Raw genomic sequence first — 21,796 nt, forward strand, 5'->3', positions numbered from 1 at the left:
ATTGGCGTATCGGGGGGCGGGTCAGCGGTCGTCGGGGGGATCGCAGAAGATGGCGAGGTCGCGGGCCCAGGCGTTCTCGGAGGTACGCCGGGTGGTGCTGCCGGCTCTCAAGTAACCGACCTGCGCGACGAGTTCACGGGCGGTGCCGACGTGGCGCAGCAGGCGCTCGGCCCGCTGGTAGAAGGCGGAGCAGTCGGCTTCGTCGCTGTGGGTGGCCCGTCGGCTCCACAGGATGAGAGGGAAGCCCTGGGACTCGGCAAGGTCGAGGCCCGTGGTCGGGCTTGTCGCGTCGTGGCGGCACAGCAGCGGTACCGCGTCGGCAGGCGTGCCGGTCCAGTCGACAGGGGACGCCCCGTCCAGCCGAAGCCCAGTCAGCGGGCCGCTGGACACCTTGTCCCAACGCCGCCGCCGGTCCCGCAGCGAACGGTCCTGGTCGTACTGGCTGCGCACGAAGACGTGCCGCTCCAGTCCGAGCGGGTTCAGGTCCGGCAGCCGCCAGTTCTCCACGGGCAACTCCCACAGCAGCTCCCTCGGCAGGGAGAACTGCACGGAGGCCTTGGCGCCGGGCGATTCGGCCTGCCTCAGCGCGTCGCCGACCTGCCTGCGCAGTCGCTCCGGCAGGTCGTCGAGCCGCGTACCCGTCCTGTCCTGCGCCAGTACCGATTCATCGCTGCCCCGCACCATGACGAGGCGCCAGGCGTAGACCGCGGCCTCGACAGCGGCGCGCTCGATCTCCACCCGCACAATGGGTCCGATGTGGGTGAAGTCCGTGTCGACGCGGCTGAAGGCGGCACCGACGTCCCGGCCGCCGGGACCCGTGAGGCGCTGTCGGGCCGCGTCGGTCCAGCTGCGCAGCGCGGCGACGGCGGGTGCCTGGGCGGGACCGGTCCGGGTGGCGAGGTGGGCCCAGGCCCGCGCGGTGTACAGCAGCAGGTGCTCGTCGGTGGCGAGTTGGTTCAGGTATCCGGCGCCGTCCCGCCAGTGGCGCGGGGGCACCTCCGGCCGCTGTCGTGGCGGGAGCAGCTCCAGCACCGTCTTCGGCTCCAGGGGCGGCTCCAACTCGGCGAGGCGTCCGTAGAGTTCGGTCCGCTCGTCGGGCGGGAGGGCCGGGGCCGGGGTGCCGGTCAGTCCGAGCTGGACGCCGGTCCAGGTCAGGTGCGGACCCCGCTCGGCGAACCGCTCGGCGTGGTGGCGGTCATGGGCGCGTACGAGCCCGTGCCACAACTCGGTGTCGGTGATGCCCTGTTCGCACAGCGCCCGTAGTGCCTCGATGGGTACGGCCTCGCCCCGCCCGCCGCCGTCGGGCCGCCGGGACCTGATGACCCCGATGACGGCGCCGCGGTGTTCGTCGATGACGGGACCGCCCGCGCTTCCTACGGGGATCAGCTCGCCGTCGAGCCGGAGGGTGTCCCGGCTCCGTCCGGAGACGACGGACGTCGTGGTGACCACCCTGGGCGCGTCCAGGGGGCCGTCGGCGCCGTAGAGCATCGCCGCCGCCTCGCTGCCCGCCGGGTGGTCGCCGAGCCACAGACAGTCGACTCCGGCTACGTCGGGCACGTGCAGCAGTGCCAAGTCGCCCACGTCACGGACCTGTTCGACCTGACGGCGGCGGCCGTCCATGGTGGTGATGCCCACGCCCGACAACCGACCACGGTCCTCGACCACATGGGCCGCGGTGACCACCCAGCCGGGCGCCAGGAAGAAGCCGCTCGCCGATACGACACCCTGTGCGCCGGCCGGGGCGTGCACGCGGACCAAGGCGCGGCGGACGAGTTCGTCCCACTGGGCCGCGGGGCCGGCCGGGCTCTCCTCGGCGGCGGACACGCGCAGGGCGTCGGCCACCTCGGCCCACGCGCCGTCCTGGGAGGTGATCAGGGCATGACCGCCGCTGATCAGCAGGTCGTTGGCGTCCTGGAGGTCGTCCCAGCCGTCGTAGACGATCAGCCAGCGGAGCTTGGCCTCGCGGAGGCGCCGGAACATCTCATGGATCTCCTGCATGAGGGGCAGGCCGTCGGTGGACGGGGCGAGTTCGGAGCCGAAGCGCCGCACATCGCCGAGTCGCGTCGTGTGTTCTCCGGCCCTGATCCACCACACGAAGTCGTAGTCGGCGCCGAACCGGCGCACGTATGCCGCCGCGAGCGCCGACTTGCCCGACGAAGGCGGTCCGACCAGGGCGCAAGCCGCTGAACTCCCCCGTGCCTGCGCCAGTTTCGCCCTCAGCTGCCCGAGGAGGTCCTCCCGCAGGACGTACCCCGGCGAACGCCCGGGCGCCTTGCCCCGCACCAGCCGCGCGGGCCCGGGGAACTCCGTGTCCGCGATGTCGGCCGGGTAGTCCCCCGGCGCATCAGTGCCGAGCCGCTCCAACAGCCGCCATCTGGCCAGGCCTTCACTCGCACGGGACAGGGAGAGGTCCGGCCCCTGGTCGACAACCTGGAAGGCCAGAGCCGGCCGCCCGGTGCCGACATCGACGGTGACCACTCGCGGATCGCGCCGGGCCAGGATGTCCTCCAGCGGTGTCTCGTACGGCTCGTAGTCGTCCCCGACAAGGAGGAGCGTCCGTGCCTGGGCGGCGGACATCACGAGCGCCTCCTGCAGCTGCTCGGCTCCGAACCACACCCGCAGTACCACCTGGTGTCCCATGGCCCTCAAAACCCGGCCCACCCACCGCGCCCACGCCTGATCCACCAGCCGGTACACCACCGCGTACGACTCCGACGGCACCTCGGCAACCGCCCGCACCGGCGCCTCGAACCGCCCCAGCACCACCCGGGACACCTCGGCGAACGCCTCCGGCACCCCCTCCTCCCCCGCAGGCAGCGCACCCCCGTCCCCGGTGAGCCGAGCCAACGCCAGCGCAGGGAAGTTCCGCACCCCGCGCCCGAAGTGCCGCTCCACATACGCCCCGCAGTGCTTGAGGACGAGCAGCGCGTCGCCGCGTGGCAGCAGCCGCAGCAACTCCTCCCGCACCCCGGGCACGAACTCGTACCACCCTTCGCCGTCCCCGCGCCTGAGGAGCCCGCTGAGCAGCACCTCGGCCAGCACGGACGGCCCGCTCTGGGGCTGCACGGCCCGCTGGACGAGCTGCATCACCGGCAGGCTCAGCGGTACGGCGGAGAAGGCGACGGCGAGGGACACGGCCTGGCGGGAGGCCGAGCGGCGGAAGGCGGTGACGAGCGGGCCGGCGTCGGCGGGCGGGCGTTCACGCCGGGGTGGGGCGGCGGGGTGAGCCGCGTGGACCCAGGCGGCCGCCGCGGGCAGGGAGAGACCCGTGCCGCCCGAGAGCAAGCGGGCCCAGGTGCCCAGCGCCGCCCGCGTCGGCCCGAGCACCGGCACCGGCAGCGCCCCGGACGGCACATGCCCCTCGGCCGGCCTGAACTCCAGCCTGGCGCCCAGGCCTTCACGTCGCCGCAGGGTGCCCGGGAGAGCCGGGAGGTGCGTCCGCCGCCACAACCGCTGCGGCAAGGGCTGGACCACGGCGACGGGCGCGGCCTGTGCCCAGTGGTGCAGCAGCCGTTGCAGCTGGCCCGAGCGCCACAGCGGGCCCGCGCAGTCGCTGAGGACGAGGGTGAGTTGGCGTCCGGTGGGGTCGCGCACCTGCTCGGCGGCGCGCAGACCGCGGCCGGGTTCACGTGACGTGCCGACCGCCAACTGACCGTCGGCGCCCTGGTGGACGTAGTGCACCTGCACCTCGCGGAACGCGCCGAGGCCCGCGCAGATCTGCCGGAGTTCCTCAAGTGTGCTGTCCCAGACGGAGGTTGAGGTCGACGCGTCCATGAGCAGCCGCATCCGGGATTCGCGGCGCACACCGGAGCGCAGGACCGGCGTGAACAGGCCGGTCTCCGCGGCCCGTTCGGCGGTGGCCTGTTCGTCGAGGCGGTGGGCGATGGTGCGGACGGGCGGGTGGTAGCGCTGGAGCGGGCGCAGGGCGCGCTGGAGGGCGAGGGAGTTCGGGAGGGCGGTCGCAACGGGGATGCGGACGGGAGTGAAGTCCGGCTCGGGGGTGGGGTGTTCGGCGCCTTCGCCGGGCGCCGGGCGTGGGCGGTCGGCGTAGAGGTGGGTGCGGCCGTCGGCCGGGGCGGGTGCGGGGGTCGGAGTCGTGAGGTCGGGGCGGGGGGTTCCCTCCTGTGGGGTGGGGAAGGGGGTGGGACCGTCCAGCGGGTCCGGCGCCAAATCCCCTTCCACCAGCGTGACTTCCGCGGGCGCCACGTGTTCCGCGAGCCACAACGCCTCCGCGAGTTCACGCGCGCCGGGCTCGACGCCCAGCCGGGCGCGCAACCGCTCGGTGAGTGCACCGAGCGGGCCTTCGGCTGCGGGCGGCGGCGGGGGTGCGGTCATCAGCGCGTTCCGTGTTCGCCCTGGTCGAGCGGCCGCATCAGCAGCTCGGCGAGCCGTTGGCGGTCGGGTTCGCTGTCGCGTACCGCTTCCTGGGTGAGGTAGATGGCGTTGAGGAGTTGGTCGGCGGCGCGCAGGGAGCCGGGGCTCGACTCCAGGAAGGCGCGGATCAACTCCTCGTTGTCGGACGTGTCCGTGTCGCCGAAGTGGGCGCGGACCATGGCGTCGAGGCGGGCGGTGCCCCACTCGTCGTTGCGGGGTGAGGGCAGGTCGAGGTGGAGGCAGCGGCGCAGCAGCGGTGCGGGGAAGTCGCGTTCGCCGTTGCTGGTCATCACGACGATGGGGAAGGCCCGGCAGCGCACCTTGCCCTTCGCGACGGGGGCGCGGTCGCCGTCGTCGGTGAGGACCTCGACCTCGGGCTGGCGGCGGGCGATCCGTTGCAGCTCGGCGATGCCGAACTCGCCCTCCTCCAGGGCGTTCAGGAGGTCGTTGGGCAGGTCGATGTCGCTCTTGTCGAGTTCGTCGACGAGGAGGATCCGGGGCTTGGCGCGGGGCAGCAGGGCGGTGCCGAGCGGGCCGAGGCGCAGGTACTCGCCGATGTCCTCCGTGTAGGGCTCGCCCAACTCCTTTGCCATCTGCATGTCTTGGAGCCGGGCGATCGCGTCGTACGTGTAGAGGCCGTCGCGCAGGGTCGTACGGCTGACGATGGGCCAGTGCAGGACGCGGCCGAGGCCGAGTTCGTGCGCGAGGGCGTGGGCGAGTGTCGACTTGCCCGAGCCCGGGTCGCCGGTGACCAGCAGCGGGCGCCTCAAGTAGAGGGCGGAGTTGATGAGTTCGAGTTCCTGCGGGCGCCAGCTGAGGCCGCCCGCGCCCCGGGTGCCGAGGCGGCGCGTCGACTCGGTGCCGAGCGGCGGGACCGTGTCGACGACCGGACCGCCGTCGAAGTCACGCCACGGCGGCGGCGCGGGCAGCCGTCCGACACCGTCGTGCGGCTCGCCTGAACCCCGGAAGACGAACCAGTCGGGGGTGGTCACGGGAGTCTCCTTCGGGGGGAGGCGGTCGGATGGGCCGTGGCGCGGTGGCGGGTCACGGGGAGTCCAGCGGGTCGTCGCAGAGCGGGAGGGGGCGGCTCGGGTCGTCGTAGAGCAGCGCGACCTGGGCCGTCCAGGCCGCGTCCTCGCCGCCCTCCGCACCGGCCTGTTCCCGCAGGGCGCGCAGCCGCTCGGGCAGGGCTCCGGCGCCGTCGACGGAACCGAGCAACTGGGCGGTACGGCCGTACAGTTCACCGCATTCCACGCCGCACGCGCGCGCGTGCTCGCCCCGGAGGCTCCACACGGCGACGCCGTACCCGGCGCCGATCGCGTCGGTGAGCGAGTCGGGGTTCTGCTGCGGCGGGCGGCACAGGACCGGCACCGCGTCGTGCGCCGCCGCCTCCAGCGCCTCCTTCGCGTACTCGGGCGAGTGCACCGGCAGCGCCTTGAGAGCCTTTCCGACGACCCCGTCCCAGCGCTCCCGCCACAGCGGGGCGGGCTCGCCGCGCCGGTTCAGCGAGCGCAGCACGACCTGGCGCTGGGTACCCATGGACGGCTCGGCCGTACGCGGCCACTGGTGCGCGTCCAGCCCGAAGTGCTCGACGGGCAGGGCGAGTTCGAGGCGGGCACGGCTGTGCTCGGCGTCCAGTTTCCCGAACGCCCGCCGCAACGGCTGGTGCAGCACCCCTTGCAGCTCGGCGAGCGGAGCACCCTCATCCGCGGTGTCCTCGTCGAGCATCCGCGCGGTGTCCGGCCCGTCGGGCCAGGACCAGACCCGCCAGTGGAAACGATCGCCGGGGCCGTAGGGGTCGGGCTCCAACTCGACCGCTACGACGGGCTGTTCGCCGACGGTGTCGGAGGTGAGGGGTTGTTCGGCGGCCGGGAGGGCGAGGTCCTCCGCGTGGTCGTCGCCCGCGCGTTCGCGCAGCAGGGCGGCGAGGTAGTCGGGGAGCCGCTCGATGCGCGCCTTCACCCAGCGCTCCAGTTCGGCGACGGCGTCCGGTGCCCGCCGTCGGCAGGACTGGGCCACGGCGAGCAGATAGTGCAGGGCCAGGGTCTCGGCGCCGTCCGGCTGGTCGTGCGCCCAGCCCTGTCCGTCGCGCCAGTCGACCGGGGCCAACTCGTCCTCCCAGAGCGGTTCGTAGCCGAGGACGCGGCTGATCATCCGCTGGAGTTCGGCCGACGAGACGGGCCGGGGCAGTTCGGCGAGCAGGGCGGACGCCTCGGCGCTGTCCCGCGCTCCCCAGCCGCCCGCGTGCGGTTCGCCCTGCAGCCGGACCCAGTTCGGGCCGGCCGTCGCGTGGTGGTGCCAGCGGTCGTGGGCGCGGATGAGCGCCGCGTACGGGTCGGGGCCCAGGCTGTCCTCGCCGTCCACGGCGCGCGCCTCGCGGAAGCCGCGCAGCGCCGTCGCGGCGACGGCCAGGCCGCCGTCCTTGCCGGCGCGGCGGGCCTTGACGATGCCCGCGACGACTCCGTGGTCACGGTCCAGGAGGGGCCCGCCGGAGGCGCCATGCGGGATCTCCATCCGGGGCGCGAGGGTGTAGCCGTAGGAGCCGTCCCTGCCGTTGCACTCGCTGTGGCCGTTCCAGCGCTGGGGCGCGCCGCCGGTCGGGGTGCGCCAGCCGAACGCGGTGACCTGGTGCGGCGGGTCGTAGCGGTCGGTCAGCCGCACGCACGCGTGGCCGTGCGCCGCGTCATCCTCAAGTCGTACGAGAGCGAGGTCCTGTTCGGGGTCGGTGCCGCCGCCGAGCCAGTACGCGAGCCGGGCCGGGGTGTCGAGTTGATGGCCCTGTACGCGGAGCGTGCCGACGTTTTCGGCGCCCTTGGCCAGAGGCAGGACGTGCGCGCAGGTCAGCACCCAGCCGGGCGCGACGAGGAAACCGCTCCCCCAGAGGGTGCCGGGCGCCGCGTCAGGACCGATCCGTACGGTCGCGCGGATCGCCAACTGTTCCAGCCGGCCGGTCATGTGGCGGCGGCGTTCCGGCCGTCCTGGAGAGCCGTGCCGGAGGCGTCCCCCGCGCTCTGCGTGCTGTCCCCGCGCCAGGTGAGCGTGATCGACAGGGCGGCCTTGGCCTCACCGTCGGCGAGCAGCGCCACCGCCTTGCCCGGTTTCATCGCGAGTTCGACCCCGAAGGTCGCGCTGACCTCGTCGGGCCGCACGGCACGCGCCGCCTCCAGCACGGCACCGCCGACACCGCTGACCAGTTCGTTGAGCTGGTCGATCCGCGCGGCCATGTGGTCGAGGGCGCCGACGTCCTCGTACGCGAACTCGTCGGCCCCGCCGGGCACTTCCTCGGCCGAGAGCACACTGACCCGCGCGAGCACCCGCTCTCCCCCGGGCAGCTCGATCTCCTGGATCTTCCGTTCCATCCCGCCCCCGTACGACGATCTCGTGCGCCTGTGGTCATTGTGCCCAGGCACGCGCGCGTGAGGTGCGGGATCGGAACCTTTGCCCCCCGCATAACCTGGAGGTGTCAGACCCACGCCCCCAGGAGAATCCCCCGTGTACTTCACCGACCGAGGCATCGAAGAGCTCGAAAAGCGGCGCGGCGAGGAAGAGGTCACCTTCGAGTGGCTCGCCGAGCAGCTCCGCACCTTCGTCGACCTGAACCCGGACTTCGAGGTCCCGGTGGAACGCCTGGCGACCTGGCTGGCCCGCCTGGACGACGAGGACGACGACGAGTAGTCACTACGGCCGTGCCGCCCGCCTGGGTCAGTCGCGCGGGCGGGCGAGGTCGTAGGCGAGACCGAGCGCCCCGTGGACCAGGAACAGCGCGCCCGCCACGGCCCAGCCTCCGCTTCGGCGTCGTAGGCCCCAGGCCGTGAGCGGGAGGCCCGCCGCGATCTGGGTCAGGGCGACGGCGCGCGCCCTGGGGGTGCCGGACCAGGGCATCCAGGGGCCGAGGCGGCTGCTGTCGACGGCGTCGAGTTCGGCGCGGACCGCTTCCCGCCAGCCCGCCCACTCGACCTGCCGGGCGTCGGGCTGGACGCGGGCGATTTCCCGGAGGCGGTCGGCGGTCTCCCCCGGGGAGAGGCCGGTGGGGAGGGACACTCCCGCGCGCGTGAGGACCGCGAGGACGCCCCGGAGGCGGGCGCGGGCGTCGGCTTCGGGGTCCGGTTTCGTCAGCTGGTCCAGGGACTGCAGATCCAGCACGGGGTCCAGGCCGAGGCGGGCGGCGAAGGTGCGCATCGCCTCGTCCTCGCCGGCCGGGGTGCCGTCGGCGAGCCAGACGTAGCCGACCGGGCGGCGGAAACCCGAGGCCAGGGCGTAGCCCGCGCGGTCGGCGTCCCACCACAGGGCGAGAACGGGCCAGGGGGCGCCGACGGCGAGCGCGGTGGCCCAGCCGGTGAGGACGCGGTCGACCGGTTCCCCGCCGTGCAGCCAGGGCTTGCCCTCGGGAACGAGCACGCTCCAGTCGTCGCCCGCGCGGGTCAGCAGCATGCGTTCGCGGAGCGGATGGGCCGCCTGCGCGACGGACTCGGGGTCGGCGCGGCAGAGCAGCAGCGCGCCCGGTGCGGCACCGGCCTGGCGCCTGGCCTGGGGCTTCTCCGTCGACATGCTCACACGCTAGGTCAATTTGTTTGCTTTTGCCGCATGTTGACTCGTTGGCGACCGATCACCGACCGATCACCAACCGGTCGCTCGTCACCGGAACGGGTGTCTTGACTTTCCGGATCCACGATATATCGTGTTTCTCAGAAGACGCGATATGGCGCGTCATCTTCCGAGCGGTTCGGCCGAGGAGGTCTGCATCATGTCCGAGTGGTCCGTCGCAGAGCCCAAGAAGCTCACGTTCGACGAGCCCGTGAGCGATCTCCACGTGCGCATCGTCAACGGAACGGTGAACGTCGTGGGGACCGACGAGGGTTCCGCCCGTCTCGAAATCTCCGAGATCGACGGCCCGCCCCTCGTGGTGACCCAGTCGAACGGCACGCTGACGGTGGCGTACGAGGACCTGCCCTGGAAGGGCTTCCTCAAGTGGCTCGACCGCAAGGGCTGGCGGCGCAGCGCGGTGGTCTCCCTGGCCGTTCCCGCGAGCACCCGGGTCGAGGTCGGGGTGGTCGGCGCGGCGGCCGTGGTCTCCGGGATCAGCGGGCCCTCGGTGGTGCGCGGGGTCACCGGCGACACGACCCTCGTCAGCCTCTCCGGCTCGGTCCGCGCCGACACGGTCTCCGGGAACCTGGAGGCCCAGGCGGTCACCGGCGACCTCCGCTTCAACTCCGTCTCCGGCGACTTCACCGTCGTCGAGGGCTCCGGGCCCTCCGTGCGCGCCGAGTCCGTGAGCGGCTCGATGATCGTGGACCTCGACCCGGACGGCCCGACCGACGTCCGGCTCACGAACGTCTCGGGCGAGATCGCCATCCGCCTGCCGCACCCGGCGGACGCGGACGTCGAGGCCAACACGGCGAGCGGTTCGATCTCCAACGCCTTCGAAGGACTGCGGGTCCACGGCCAGTGGGGCGCCCACAAGATCACCGGCCGCCTGGGCGCGGGCACCGGAAAGCTCCGCGCCACGACCGTCTCCGGCTCGATCGCCCTGCTGCGGCGACCGGCGGCGGAGGACGAGAGCGACGGAGCGTGGGACAGGACCGGGGACGGTGACGAGGGGGCCGCCGCCACGGTGACACGGGCCGACGAGACACCGCGTCCCGACATGACCAAGGGCCCGGACACATCGACCAACCCGCCCGGCGCACCCACACCTGACACTACGGACGACACCGCACACGCCCCTGCGGACGGGGCTCAGGGCGACTCGGGGGACAATTCCGTTTCCGGCTCAGGCGGTGCTTCCGGCACCGACGCGGCCGACGGCACGACCGACAAGAAGGTGCTCTGACATGCCTCCCGTCTTCGCCCACGGCCGCCTCCGCCTGTACCTGCTGAAGCTGCTGGACGAGGCCCCCCGCCACGGCTACGAGGTCATCCGCCTCCTGGAGGAGCGTTTCCAGGGGCTGTACGCACCGTCGGCGGGCACGGTCTACCCGCGCCTGGCCAAGCTGGAGGCCGAGGGCCTGGTCACCCACACCACCGAGGGCGGCCGCAAGGTGTACGCCATCACGGACGCCGGCCGGGCCGAACTGGCGGACCGCAGCGGCGAGTTGGCCGACCTGGAGCTGGAGATCCGCGAGTCCGTCGCCGAACTGGCCGCCGAGATCCGGGCCGACGTCCGGGGCGCGGCGGGCGATCTGCGGCGCGAGATGCGCGCGGCGGCCTCCGAGGCCCGGCAGGGTGCCAGGACCGGGCGCGGCCGGACCGGCGAACACGACTCCCCCGCCGGGGACTTCACGGAGTTCGGCGACAAGGAGTCGTGGCGCGCCGCCAAGGAGGAGATGCGCCGCGCCAAGCAGGAGTGGAAGGAACAGGCCCGCCGCGCAAAGGACGAGAGCCGCCGGGCCCGCGAGGAGGCCCAGCAGGCCCGCCGCCAGGCCAAGGAGGCGCAGACACGGGCGTGGGCGCAGGCCCAGGAGGAGATGCAGCGCATCGGCCGCCAGGTCCAGGAACACGCCCAGGACCACTTCGCCCGCGGCGACTGGCCCACGGGGGTCCGCGAGAGCCTGACCGAACTGGCCAAGGAGTTCGGCGACTTCGGCAAGGAGTTCGGCAAGGACTTCGGGTTCGGGCGACCGGGGACAGGTGCGGGGGCGGGTGCTGGTGCGGGTACCGGCAAGTCGGGCTCGGCTCAGCAGAAACCGTCAGCTGGGTCGACGCCCGAGTACGGCCAGACCCCGGAGGACTTCCCCGCCGAGTACGAACCGGCATGGGCCCACGAGGACTCCACCGGCGACCCGGCCCGCGACCTGGACCGGCTCCTCGACCGCTTCCGGGACGACATCCGCGACGCGGCCCGCGACCGGGGCGTCACGGAGGACCAACTCCGGGACACGCGCCGCCACTTGTCCGCGGCGGCGGCGCACATCGGGGCGGTGCTGCGGGGCGGTGGGCGGAAGGTCTGAGTGAGGGGATCCGAGTGAGGGGGGGATCCGAGTGAGGGGGATCGAGAGCGGGCGGGTCATGGGTGTGCTCGGGAGCCAAGCCCGGGCACACCGACTCGCCGCAAGCTCCCCCACCCTCCCCTCACCCCCTTCCTTAACCTCTCCCCTCCCCCTCCCCCTCTCCCCTCCCCCTCTCCCCTCACCCCGCGGCCCGCTCCTCCCCTCCCCCGTACAGAACCCGCCTCGCCGTCTCATGGGTCACCCCGTGATCGGCGAGCACCTCGCCCGGTACGCCGGGGAGGATGGTCAGGGCGAGGAGGAGGTGTTCGTCGCCGATGTGGCGGTCGTGGTGGGCGACGGCGATGCGCAGGGACTTCTCCAGGACGTTCTTGGCGCCGCGGCTGAAGGTGCGGCGGCCCGACCAGGGCTCCTTGTCCTTGCGATCACCGGACATCGCCCCGACGCCGTGCACCTCCTCGACCCGGGCGACGATCTCCGACACGTCGATACCGAGCCCCGCGAGGGCATCGGCCTCGGACTGCGAGAGCCCGGCGCGCCGGCGGGCGTCGACGAGAGCCTGTCGTACGGACTCCTTGCGTTCCTCGGGAGCGAGGCCGAGGGCGGACAGGGCGAAGGAGGCCCGGCTGCCCTGGCGGTCGAGGAGTGCCAGGAGCAGATGGTCGGGGTCGACGGAGCGAGCCCCTGACCCCTCACGGTGCTCCACCGCGCCCTGCACCACGGCGCGGGCGTCTTTCGTGAACCGTTCGAACATCACTGCCTCCCGTACTTCTTGTGCACGGCCTGCCTGCTGACACCGAGTTCCGCGGCGATCTCCTGCCACGACCAGCCCTGATTGCGCGCACTGCGCACCTGAACCGCCTCCAACTGCTCCACCAGCCTGCGCAGCGCGGAGACGGCACGGAGGCCGACCCGTGGATCACGGTCACCCGCGCGCTCGGCGAGATCCGTTGCTTCGGTCATGACGTCAACCTACGTTGACACGCCTCGGATGTCAACCAAAGTTGACAACAGAGTGGGGTGCAGGGTGTGGCACACGCCAACGGCCGGCCCGGAGAACCGGACCGGCCGCGCGAAGCAAGGCACAGGGAAGGGAACCGCGAGGTGGCTAACCGTTCGTGAGGACGATCTTGCCGAACTGCCCACCGGCGTCGAGCCGTTCGAAGCCCTCGCGGGCCCGGTCCATCGGGAGCACCTCGTCGATGACGGGGCGGACACCGGTCGTGGCACAGAAGGCGAGCAGGTCCTCCAGCTCGTCCTTGGTGCCCATGGTCGACCCGACGACCTTGAGTTCGAGGAAGAAGATGCGGGTCAGTTCGGCATGCGAGGGCCGGTCACCGCTGGTGGCCCCGGAGATGACGATCGTCCCCCCGGGCTTGAGGGACTTGACCGAGTGGGACCAGGTGGCGGCGCCGACGGTCTCGATGACGGCGTCCACGCGCTCCGGCAGCCGCGCCCCCGGCTCCACCGCCTCCAGGGCGCCCAGCTCCAGCGCCCGCTTGCGCTTGGCCTCGTCGCGGCTGGTGGCGAAGACGCGCAGCCCCGCCGCCTTGGCGAGGACGATGGCGGCGGTGGCGACACCCCCGCCGGCACCCTGCACGAGGACCGAATCCCCGGGCCGTACACCGGAGTTGGTGAAGAGCATCCGGTAAGCGGTCAGCCAGGCGGTGGGCAGACAGGCGGCTTCGGCGAAGGAGAGTTCCTTGGGCTTCGGCAGGATGTTCCAGGTCGGTACGGCGACCCGCTCGGCGAAGGTGCCCTGGTAGTGCTCGGTGAGGATGGAACGGCGTTCCCTGGGGCCGACGCCGTGCCCGGTCTGGCCGATGACGGAGTGCAGGACGACTTCGTTGCCGTCCTCGTCGATCCCGGCGGCGTCGCAGCCGAGGATCATCGGCAGCTTGTCCTCCGCGAGGCCCACGCCGCGCAGGGACCACAGGTCATGGTGGTTGAGGGAAGCGGCCCTGACGTCGACGACACTCCAGCCCGGCCGGGCCTCGGGGGCGGGACGCTCCCCCAACTCAAGGCCGGAGAGCGGCTGGTCGCGGTCGATTCGGGCGGCGTAGACGGCGAACATGACCTTGACGATAGGCTCCGCCGGTTGAACAGGGAACTACCTCGCGGTGTGACAGATGCCCTCTTGCCATCGGGTGCGGGGAGTTCGAACCGACACCCCGCAGCCGCCGACCGATCCCGCGTCCCACGGGCAACGCCCACCCCTCAACGCCCCGCAGCCGCCGAACGGCCTCGCGCCCCACAGGCAACGTCCACCCCTCAACACCCCGCACGGGCGGGCGGGTGGGAAAGGTTTTGACCTGCAGACGCCGACGCACCCGAACCACCCACGGCAAACGCCCACCCCCCAACACCCCGCACGGGCGGGCGGGTGGGAAAGGTTTTGGCCCGCAGACGCCGACGCACCCGAACCACCCACGGCAAACGCCCACCCCCCAACGCCCCGCACGGGCGGGCGGGTGGGAAAAAGGGCCCCGCCCAAACGGACGGGACCCTCCAACCTACCGGCGGGCAACCCCCTCCGCCCGAGCCGCCGCAGCGACAGCCGCGGTCACCGCAGGCGCCACCCGCTCATCGAACGGCGACGGAATCACATAGTCCGCGGCAAGGTCGTCCCCGACCACCCCGGCCAACGCCTCGGCCGCCGCGATCTTCATCCCCTCGGTGATCCGAGACGCCCGCACCTGCAACGCCCCCGCGAAGATCCCCGGGAACGCCAGCACGTTGTTGATCTGGTTCGGGAAGTCGGACCGCCCGGTGGCGACAACCGCCGCGTACCGGTGCGCCACATCAGGGTGCACCTCGGGGTTCGGGTTGGCCATGGCGAACACGAACGCCCCCTCGGCCATGGAGGCGACGGCAGGCTCCGGCACCGTACCCCCGGACACCCCGATGAAGACGTCGGCGCCTTCCAGCGCCGCCTCCAACGACCCCGAGATCCCCGCCTTGTTGGTGAGCTCGGCGAGTTCACGCTTGACGGGCGTGAGGTCGTCCCGGTCCCGCGAGACGACACCCTTGCGGTCGGCGACGGCGACGTCACCGAGCCCCGCCTCCAGCAGGAACTTGGCGATGGCCACACCGGCCGCACCCGCACCGGAGATGACGGCCCGAAGATCGCCCAGCTCCCGCCCGGTCAGCCGCGCGGCGTTCCGCAGGGCCGCCAGCGTCACGATCGCCGTACCGTGCTGGTCGTCGTGGAAGACCGGGATGTCCAGCCGCTCCTGGAGCCGCCGCTCGATCTCGAAGCAGCGCGGCGCCGAGATGTCCTCCAGGTTGACGCCCCCGAAGGCGGGGGCGAGCCGCACGACGGTCTCGATGATCTCGTCGACGCCGGTGCAGTCCAGCGCGATCGGCACCGCGTCCACGCCGCCGAACTGCTTGAACAGGATCGCCTTGCCCTCCATGACGGGGAGGGAGGCCTCGGGACCGATGTCGCCGAGTCCCAGCACGGCCGTACCGTCCGTCACGACGGCGACCACCGACGACTTCCAGGTGTAGTCGTGGACGAGTTCCGGCTGCTCCGCGATCGCGGTGCACACGCGCGCGACGCCGGGTGTGTACGCGAGGGACAGGTCGTCCTTGTCGCGGATCGGCACGGTGGCCTGCACGGCCATCTTGCCGCCGCGGTGCAGCGCGAACGCCGGATCGAAGGAATCGAGGGGCTCGGCCCCGCCGTCCTGATCCGTACTGCTGTCGCTGCGAGGATTGACGATCTCCGCTGCCACTTTGTCTTACCCCTTAAGTCTTCATTGATTTTGAGGGTGGCCACTCCCTGGTGAGGGGTGGGCGGGCACCGCGCAGAGCCCAGGAATTGATGCGTACGAGCATCTGCGCGACGGGCGCGCCGCACACGCGCCCTGAGCCCCGGATGAGGGGTGTAAAGACCCTTCTTACCGGACGGACACCGCCGAGGACGAGTCCAATAGGCGCAAGGTCACATCCCGTCCGCCATGGGCGGAACGATGATCGATCACATCGTGAGACATACCGAAGGTCTTCCGGCCGGAAGGCGTGATTCCCGTAGATGGTCCGTGCGGGGGCCGTCCTGATGTACCGACCTGATGCGATTCGGGGGTCACCCGTTATCCGATTTTGACATGGAGAGTCCCCTGAATGGTTCAGTCCGAATGGCAAGATGCCCTAATCACACGGGGTCGCGACACTCGAAGGTGTGTGTTCACGTCGACCCGTCGGCATTGCCGTCCATCCGCCGGAGGAACTCACCATGACCGCAAGATTCACCCGTCGTACGACCGCCCCGCACACCCGGCTGGCCGCGGTCGGTGCGATCGCGGTCGCCGGCGCCCTGGTGCTCACCGGCTGCGGTGACCAGACGAAGAAGGCCGACTCGAGCAGCGCGTCCACGAGCACGGCTCCACTGGCTTCCAAGCTTCCCTCGTCCATCCGTAGCGCGGGGGTCGTCAAGGTCGGCTCCGACATCGCGTACGCGCCGGTCGAGTTCAAGGACGACTCCGGCAACGTCGTCGGCCTCGACCCGGATCTGGCCGCCGCGATGGGCAAGCAGCTCGGCGTGAAGTTCGAGTTCGAGAACGGCACCTTCGACGCCCTGCTCACCGGTCTGCGCTCGGACCGCTACGACATCGCCATGTCCGCGATGACGGACAACAAGAACCGCCAGGAGGGCATCGACGGCGACACGGGCAAGAAGGTCGGTGAGGGCGTCGACTTCGTCGACTACCTGACCGCCGGTGTCTCCATCTACACGCGCAAGGGCGACACGGGGAACATCGCCTCGTGGTCCGACCTGTGCGGCAAGAAGCTCGCGGTCGAGCGCGGCACGGTCTCCGAGGACCTCGCCAAGAGCGAGACGAAGAAGTGCACGGGCGGCAAGAAGATCACCATCGAGCCCTTCGACGACGACCAGCAGGCCCAGACCCGGCTGCGCTCGGGTGGCGCGGACGCGGCCTCCTCCGACTTCCCGGTGGCCGCCTACGCGGTGAAGACCTCCGGCGGCGGCAAGGACTTCCAGCTGGTCGGCGACCAGGTCGAGGCGGCGCCGTACGGCATCGCGGTCGCCAAGAGCAACACGCAGCTGCGGGACGCGCTGCAGGCCGCGATGGACGCCGTGATCAAGAGCGGCGAGTACCAGAAGATCCTGACGAAGTGGGGCGCCGAGGACGGTGCCGTCAAGTCGTCCGTGATCAACGGCGGCAAGTGACCGCGGATCCGCCGTCACCGAGAGGCAACATCCGTGACTACTGACATCGACGGGACGCCGGGGGCGCACGACGCGCCCCCGGACGCCCCCAAGCCCATCAAGGCCATTCCGGTCCGGCACTACGGGCGGTACGTCTCCGCCGTGGTCGCGATCGGGATCCTGGTCTCGATCATCTACGCGTTCGGCCAGGGCAAGATCAACTGGCATGCCGTACCGGACTACTTCTTCGACCACCGGATCATGACCGGTGTCTACAAGACGCTCCTGCTGACGGTCCTGTCGATGGTCATCGGCATCGTCGGCGGCATCGGCCTCGCGGTCATGCGGCTGTCGAAGAACCCGGTGACCTCGTCGATCGCGTGGTTCTACATCTGGTTCTTCCGCGGCACCCCGGTGCTGGTCCAGCTGTTCCTCTGGTTCAACCTGGGCCTGGTCTTCCAGTACATCAACCTCGGGCCGATCTACAAGAACTACTGGTCGGCCTTCATGACGCCGCTGCTGACGGCGCTGCTCGGCCTCGGTCTCAACGAGGCCGCGTACATGGCGGAGATCTGCCGTGCCGGTCTGCTCGCCGTCGACGAGGGCCAGACCGAGGCCTCGCACGCGCTCGGCATGAGCCACGCCAAGACGCTGCGCCGGATCGTGATCCCGCAGGCGATGCGGGTGATCGTGCCGCCCACGGGCAACGAAGTGATCAACATGCTGAAGACGACCTCGCTCGTGGCGGCCGTCCAGTATCCGGAACTCTTCCGCTATGCCCAGGACATCGGACAGAACTCCGGCGCCCCGGTGGAGATGTACTTCCTCGCCGCGGCCTGGTACCTGATCATGACGTCCGTGCTGAGCGTCGGGCAGTACTACGTCGAGCGGTACTACGCCCGCGGTTCCAGCCGCGCGCTGCCGGCGACGCCGTACCAGAAGATCAAGGCGAACATGCTGTCCATCGGCCGTCCGAAGGGAGGCACGGCATGAGTCCGAAGCTGGGCAAGTCCGACTCCGCGGAGAAGAACCCGTCCGACCCCTCGGTCCCGATGGTCAAGTCGGAGGGCGTGCACAAGTCGTTCGGCCCGGTCGAGGTCCTCAAGGGCATCGACCTGGAGGTGAAGTCCGGCGAGGTGTTCTGCCTCATCGGCCCCTCGGGCTCCGGCAAGTCGACGTTCCTGCGGTGCATCAACCACCTGGAGAAGATCAACGCCGGCCGGCTGTACGTCGACGGCGAGCTGGTCGGCTACCGCCAACAGGGCGACAAGCTCTACGAGTTGCGTGATCGCGAGGTCGCGGTGAAGCGCCGGGACATCGGCATGGTCTTCCAGCGCTTCAACCTGTTCCCGCACATGACGGCCGTGGAGAACGTCATCGAGGCGCCGGTTCAGGTCAGGGGCGTCAACAAGGCGCAGGCCAGGGAGCGCGCGATGCAGCTCCTGGAGCGGGTCGGGCTGGCCGACAAGGCGCAGAGCTACCCCTCGCAGCTCTCCGGCGGCCAGCAGCAACGGGTCGCGATCGCACGGGCGTTGGCGATGGACCCGAAGCTGATGCTCTTCGACGAGCCCACCTCGGCCCTCGACCCGGAGCTGGTCGGTGACGTCCTCGACGTCATGCGCGACCTCGCCGAGTCCGGCATGACGATGATCGTCGTCACCCACGAGATGGGCTTCGCCCGCGAGGTCGGCGACAGCCTGGTCTTCATGGACGGCGGCGTGGTGGTCGAATCCGGCCACCCACGCGACGTCCTGACGAACCCTCAGCACGAGCGCACCCAGGGCTTCTTGTCCAAGGTGCTCTAGAGGCAGGCGAGTTGAAGGGGCGGTACGGAATTCTCGTACCGCCCCTTCGCTGTCCGGCCCTTCGCTGTCCGGCCCTTCGCCTGTCCCGCCTGCGCGTCCTACTTCAGCGCCAGCAGCAGGGTGTCCGAAGGCGAGCACCACACCGCCCGCGCCTCCCCGAACCCCTTCTCCCGCAGCACGCGCGCGTGCCACTCCGGGGACGGTGTGTCGCCGTCCGCGTGCTCGCCGTAGATCTCGTAGCGGCGGGCCGTGGGGCCGGCGAGGACCGGGTCCTGGGCGGCGAGCTGCCACCAGTCGGCCCAGTCGAGGACGCCGTCGCGCTTGGCCTGATCCATCCGGGTGTGCCGGTGCGCCCGCTCCGCCGCGTTGATCCTGGGCGTCGACTCGTCGATCATGTGGTCCGCGTTCATGAAGACACCGCCGTCGCGGACGAGCCCCGCGACCTGACCGTAGAGGGCCGCGAGGGGTTCGCTGTGCAGCCAGTGGAGGGCCGTGGCGGTCAGCACGGCGTCGTACGTGTCGTACGGCAGCCGTGTCGTCCACTCCGGGTCCTTGAGGTCGGCCGTCACGAAGGTGACCCGGTCGTCGTCCGCGAAGGTGCCCTCGGCGATGGCGAGGAGGGCCGGGTCGAGGTCGACCCCGGTGCTGGTGGCGTCCGGGAAGCGGGCGAGCAGCCGGGCGGTGATGCTGCCGGTGCCGCAGGCGAGGTCGAGGACGCGCGGTGCGGGGCCGGTGAGGGCCTCGACCATGTCGAGCATGATCCGGAAGCGGTCCTCCCGGTCGGGCATGTACCACTCCTGCTGCCGGTCCCAGCTCTCCTGCCAGGCCTGCCAGTCGGTTCCGACACCGGTCGTCATGAGGACCCCCTGTCCACGCACTGTCGTAATACCCTGGAAGCACGATCAGCTGTTACCTGACCGCATCCACGACCATAGAGCGCCTCCGTAAGGACTACAAGTGGAACTGGCCTATTACTCGGACTACGCCGTACGCCTCGTCAACACCGAGGAACCGGTCCGGGGCAAGGACGTCCTGACCTCGGTCGAGGCCGTACGGGATCTGTTCGGCGCCAACCAGGAGGCGGCCCGCCGCGCCACGGAGGCCGACGTGACCCGCTTCCGTTCGGTGCGCGGGCGGCTGCGGGCGGTCTTCGAGGCGGCCGACGGCGGCGACGAGACGCTCTCCGTGAACCTGCTGAACTCGCTGCTGCTGGAGTTCCCGGTCAGCCCGCAGATCTCCGGGCACAACTTCCGCGACGACGACGGCCGCCCGCTGTGGCACATGCACCTCGCGGACCACCCGTCGAACGCGACGGCCGGCTACGCGGCGATCGCGGCGATGGGCCTGGCCTTCCACCTCACCGAGTACGGCGTCGACCGCCTCGGCCTGTGCGAGGCCGCGCCGTGCCGCAACGCCTACCTGGACACCTCGACGAACCGCTCCCGGCGCTACTGCTCGGACCGCTGCGCGACCCGCGCCAACGTCGCCGCCTACCGCGCCCGGAAGCGCCTGGAGGCCGACCGGTCGGAGAAGACGGGCCTCGCCGCGGAGAGCGCCCAGCGGACCACCGCGACCGGCGAACGCTGACCGGCCTTCGGCGGCCGGTACCGGAACCGCACCTTCCCCAGCACCAGCTCCTCGGGCACGGTGCCGTAGTCCGTGCTGTCCCCGCCCGCGAACGCGTTGTCCCCGAGCACCCACCACCCGCCCTCGCGGCGCTCGGCGGCACGCTTGACGACCAGCAGGTCCTGCTGGAACGGATGCCGCAGCACGACGATGTCGCCGGGCCTGATCCGCGCCCCGTACTGCACCACGAGCAGATCCCCGTGACACAGCGTCGGCACCATGGACGGGCCGGTCACCTCGGCCGTCCCGAAGGGCAGTACGGCCCTTCCGCGCTCGGTCTCCTGCGACAGCTCCGGCATCCCCGGCACCTCCCCGGTCCTATCCTCCACCAGTCTGAGTCTGACCCTGGACTTTTGTCCTAAGCCCATGGGGGCACTCGCGAAAACAGCTTCTCCAGGGAGTAATGTCCCACCTGAGAAGACGATCACGAGGAAGGAACGCTCCATGCTTTCCCGCCTGTTTGCCCCCAAGGTGAAGGTCAGCGCGCACTGCGACCTGCCCTGCGGTGTGTACGACCCGGCCCAGGCCCGCATCGAGGCGGAGTCGGTGAAGGCCGTGCAGGACAAGATGGCCGCCAACGACGACCCGCACTTCCAGGCGCGCGCCATCGTCATCAAGGAGCAGCGCGCCGAGCTCGCGAAGCACCACGTCTCGGTGCTCTGGAGCGACTACTTCAAGCCCCCGCACTTCGAGAAGTACCCGGAGCTGCACCAGCTGGTCAACGACACCCTGAAGGCCCTCTCGGCCGCCAAGGCGTCCACCGACCCGGCGACGGGCCAGAAGGCGCTCGACTACATCGCCCAGATCGACAAGATCTTCTGGGAGACCAAGAAGGCCTGACACCCAGTCGGCCCAGCCCGGCCGACCGGCGATCGGTGCACCATCGACGGTCAGCGGGTCTGGGGAAGGGGCTCCACCGGTTCGCCGGCGGGGCCCCTTCGCCGTTCCCGCCCCGGCCCCGGCGGCCCCCGTGCCATCCTGGACGGCGTGAACCGTGACGACCTCGTACGGCTGCGCCAGGCCCGGGACCGGATGAACCGCGAGTACGCGGAGCCGCTCGACATTGCCTCGATCGCGCGGACCGCGCTGATGTCGCCGGGCCACTTCCAGCGCAGTTTCCGCGCCGCGTACGGGGAGACGCCGTACAGCTATCTCATGACCCGGCGGATAGAGCGGGCGAAGGCGCTGCTGCGGCGCGGGGACCTCAGCGTGACCGAGGTGTGCATGGCCGTGGGCTGTACGTCGCTCGGGTCGTTCAGCTCGCGGTTCACCGAGCTGGTCGGTGAGACGCCCAGCGCGTACCGTGCCCGTTCGCACGAGGCGGGTGCGGTGATCCCGTCCTGTGTGGCCCGCACTTTTACCCGGCCGAACCGGGCGGGACCGCCCCTCCAGCCCTAGCCTGTCCTGCATGGATCTCAAACTCCGCCAGTGCTTCATCGCCGTCGACGACCACGACAAGGCGCTCGCCTTCTACTGCGACGTCCTGGAGCTGGAAATCCGTAACGACGTCGGTTTCGAGGGCATGCGGTGGGTGACCGTGGGCTCGCCGTTGCAGCCGGACGTGGAGATCGTCCTGGAGCCGCCGGCCGCGAACCCGGACGCCTCCCCCGCCGACAAGCAGGCCATGGCCGAACTCCTCGCCAAGGGCACCCTGCGCGGCGTCAACTTCACCACCACCGACTGCGACGCCCTCTACGCCCGCGTCCAGGAGTCCGGCGCCGAGGTCGTCCAGGCACCGACCGACCAGCCCTACGGCGTCCGCGACTGCGCGTTCCGCGACCCGGCCGGAAACATGCTGCGGTTCATGCAGCGCAACAAGGACTGAGGGCTGAGGACGGGGACGAAAATCCCGCGGTCGGCTCTCTCCCTCGCGCTTA

21 protein-coding genes are annotated in these 21,796 nt (G+C 71.2%); 10 read left to right on the forward strand and 11 right to left on the reverse strand.

Going from position 1 to position 21,796, the window contains the following annotated elements; genetic code table 11:
- Positions 1–21: 21 nt before the first annotated feature.
- From OHT77_RS15900 to OHT77_RS15915, 4 genes are read right to left on the reverse strand one after another with little or no spacing between them, the layout of a single operon-like run.
- The gene (locus OHT77_RS15900; protein ID WP_328829109.1) at positions 22–4,335 is read right to left on the reverse strand and encodes an SAV_2336 N-terminal domain-related protein; all 4,314 of its coding nucleotides are present in this window, start codon (positions 4,333–4,335) and stop codon (positions 22–24) included.
- Positions 4,335–5,366, reverse strand: coding sequence for an AAA family ATPase (locus OHT77_RS15905; protein WP_328829110.1), 1,032 nt, complete (start codon positions 5,364–5,366; stop codon positions 4,335–4,337). The genes OHT77_RS15900 and OHT77_RS15905 overlap by 1 nt, the downstream gene beginning before the upstream one ends.
- 52 nt (positions 5,367–5,418) lie before the next feature.
- On the reverse strand, positions 5,419–7,329 hold the full coding sequence (locus OHT77_RS15910; RefSeq protein ID WP_328829111.1) for a VMAP-C domain-containing protein: 1,911 nt from the start codon (positions 7,327–7,329) through the stop codon (positions 5,419–5,421).
- Positions 7,326–7,733, reverse strand: coding sequence for a CU044_2847 family protein (locus OHT77_RS15915; protein ID WP_328829113.1), 408 nt, complete (start codon positions 7,731–7,733; stop codon positions 7,326–7,328). Before OHT77_RS15915 ends, OHT77_RS15910 begins: the two co-directional genes overlap by 4 nt.
- A gap of 133 nt (positions 7,734–7,866) precedes the next feature.
- On the opposite strand from OHT77_RS15915, the gene OHT77_RS15920 reads away from it, so the two are divergent.
- Positions 7,867–8,049: a DUF6104 family protein gene (locus OHT77_RS15920; protein WP_019075209.1), complete on the forward strand. Its 183-nt coding sequence runs from the start codon at positions 7,867–7,869 to the stop codon at positions 8,047–8,049.
- A gap of 27 nt (positions 8,050–8,076) precedes the next feature.
- On the opposite strand, the gene OHT77_RS15925 is transcribed toward OHT77_RS15920, so the two are convergent.
- On the reverse strand, positions 8,077–8,922 hold the full coding sequence (locus OHT77_RS15925; protein WP_328829115.1) for a hypothetical protein: 846 nt from the start codon (positions 8,920–8,922) through the stop codon (positions 8,077–8,079).
- A 196-nt stretch (positions 8,923–9,118) separates the two neighbouring features.
- Here OHT77_RS15925 and OHT77_RS15930 point away from each other — a divergent pair, with 196 nt between their 5' ends.
- A complete protein-coding gene (locus OHT77_RS15930; protein WP_328829116.1) occupies positions 9,119–10,204 on the forward strand; it encodes a DUF4097 family beta strand repeat-containing protein in 1,086 nt (361 codons plus the stop codon).
- Between the two features lies 1 nt (position 10,205).
- A complete protein-coding gene (locus tag OHT77_RS15935) occupies positions 10,206–11,321 on the forward strand; it encodes a helix-turn-helix transcriptional regulator (protein ID WP_328829117.1) in 1,116 nt (371 codons plus the stop codon).
- A gap of 178 nt (positions 11,322–11,499) precedes the next feature.
- On the opposite strand, the gene OHT77_RS15940 is transcribed toward OHT77_RS15935, so the two are convergent.
- The 4 genes from OHT77_RS15940 to OHT77_RS15955 all read right to left on the reverse strand — a co-directional run bounded on the left by OHT77_RS15940 (position 11,500) and on the right by OHT77_RS15955 (position 15,055).
- Positions 11,500–12,072, reverse strand: coding sequence for a Clp protease N-terminal domain-containing protein (locus OHT77_RS15940; protein WP_328829119.1), 573 nt, complete (start codon positions 12,070–12,072; stop codon positions 11,500–11,502).
- Positions 12,072–12,281 (reverse strand): helix-turn-helix domain-containing protein, encoded by a 210-nt coding sequence (locus tag OHT77_RS15945; protein WP_266772466.1) that lies wholly within the window; start codon positions 12,279–12,281, stop codon positions 12,072–12,074. The genes OHT77_RS15940 and OHT77_RS15945 overlap by 1 nt, the downstream gene beginning before the upstream one ends.
- Positions 12,282–12,426: 145 nt before the next feature.
- Positions 12,427–13,392, reverse strand: coding sequence for a zinc-binding dehydrogenase (locus OHT77_RS15950; protein ID WP_328829120.1), 966 nt, complete (start codon positions 13,390–13,392; stop codon positions 12,427–12,429).
- A 439-nt stretch (positions 13,393–13,831) separates the two neighbouring features.
- Complete coding sequence (locus OHT77_RS15955) at positions 13,832–15,055, reverse strand: NAD(P)-dependent malic enzyme (protein WP_328829121.1); 1,224 nt, start codon at positions 15,053–15,055, stop codon at positions 13,832–13,834.
- A 500-nt stretch (positions 15,056–15,555) separates the two neighbouring features.
- On the opposite strand from OHT77_RS15955, the gene OHT77_RS15960 reads away from it, so the two are divergent.
- Genes OHT77_RS15960 through OHT77_RS15970 form a run of 3 tightly spaced genes read left to right on the forward strand, consistent with a single transcriptional unit; the run spans position 15,556 to position 18,293 of the window.
- Positions 15,556–16,509: an ABC transporter substrate-binding protein gene (locus OHT77_RS15960; RefSeq protein WP_328829123.1), complete on the forward strand. Its 954-nt coding sequence runs from the start codon at positions 15,556–15,558 to the stop codon at positions 16,507–16,509.
- Between the two features lie 33 nt (positions 16,510–16,542).
- Positions 16,543–17,481, forward strand: coding sequence for an amino acid ABC transporter permease (locus OHT77_RS15965; RefSeq protein ID WP_328829124.1), 939 nt, complete (start codon positions 16,543–16,545; stop codon positions 17,479–17,481).
- Positions 17,482–17,540: 59 nt separating this feature from the next.
- The gene (locus tag OHT77_RS15970; RefSeq protein WP_328834253.1) at positions 17,541–18,293 is read left to right on the forward strand and encodes an amino acid ABC transporter ATP-binding protein; all 753 of its coding nucleotides are present in this window, start codon (positions 17,541–17,543) and stop codon (positions 18,291–18,293) included.
- A gap of 98 nt (positions 18,294–18,391) precedes the next feature.
- Here OHT77_RS15970 and OHT77_RS15975 read toward each other — a convergent pair whose 3' ends face one another.
- Positions 18,392–19,150, reverse strand: a complete 759-nt coding sequence (locus OHT77_RS15975; protein ID WP_328829126.1) for a class I SAM-dependent methyltransferase — start codon at positions 19,148–19,150, stop codon at positions 18,392–18,394.
- A gap of 100 nt (positions 19,151–19,250) precedes the next feature.
- On the opposite strand from OHT77_RS15975, the gene OHT77_RS15980 reads away from it, so the two are divergent.
- Complete coding sequence (locus OHT77_RS15980; RefSeq protein ID WP_328829128.1) at positions 19,251–19,880, forward strand: CGNR zinc finger domain-containing protein; 630 nt, start codon at positions 19,251–19,253, stop codon at positions 19,878–19,880.
- Here OHT77_RS15980 and sodX read toward each other — a convergent pair.
- Complete coding sequence (gene sodX / locus OHT77_RS15985; RefSeq protein WP_328834254.1) at positions 19,784–20,218, reverse strand: nickel-type superoxide dismutase maturation protease; 435 nt, start codon at positions 20,216–20,218, stop codon at positions 19,784–19,786. The two genes, OHT77_RS15980 and sodX, sit on opposite strands and share 97 nt — an antisense overlap.
- Positions 20,219–20,363: 145 nt before the next feature.
- Here sodX and sodN point away from each other — a divergent pair, with 145 nt between their 5' ends.
- The 3 genes from sodN to OHT77_RS16000 all read left to right on the forward strand — a co-directional run bounded on the left by sodN (position 20,364) and on the right by OHT77_RS16000 (position 21,744).
- A complete protein-coding gene (gene sodN, locus OHT77_RS15990; protein ID WP_019058247.1) occupies positions 20,364–20,759 on the forward strand; it encodes a superoxide dismutase, Ni in 396 nt (131 codons plus the stop codon).
- A 147-nt stretch (positions 20,760–20,906) separates the two neighbouring features.
- Entirely contained in the window at positions 20,907–21,317 is a 411-nt protein-coding gene (locus OHT77_RS15995; RefSeq protein ID WP_328829129.1) for a helix-turn-helix transcriptional regulator, read from the forward strand.
- 10 nt (positions 21,318–21,327) lie between these two features.
- On the forward strand, positions 21,328–21,744 hold the full coding sequence (locus OHT77_RS16000) for a VOC family protein (RefSeq protein WP_328829131.1): 417 nt from the start codon (positions 21,328–21,330) through the stop codon (positions 21,742–21,744).
- Positions 21,745–21,796: the final 52 nt, after the last annotated feature.

The organism is Streptomyces sp. NBC_00252, assembly GCF_036187565.1.
Taxonomy (GTDB): Bacteria; Actinomycetota; Actinomycetes; order Streptomycetales; family Streptomycetaceae; genus Streptomyces.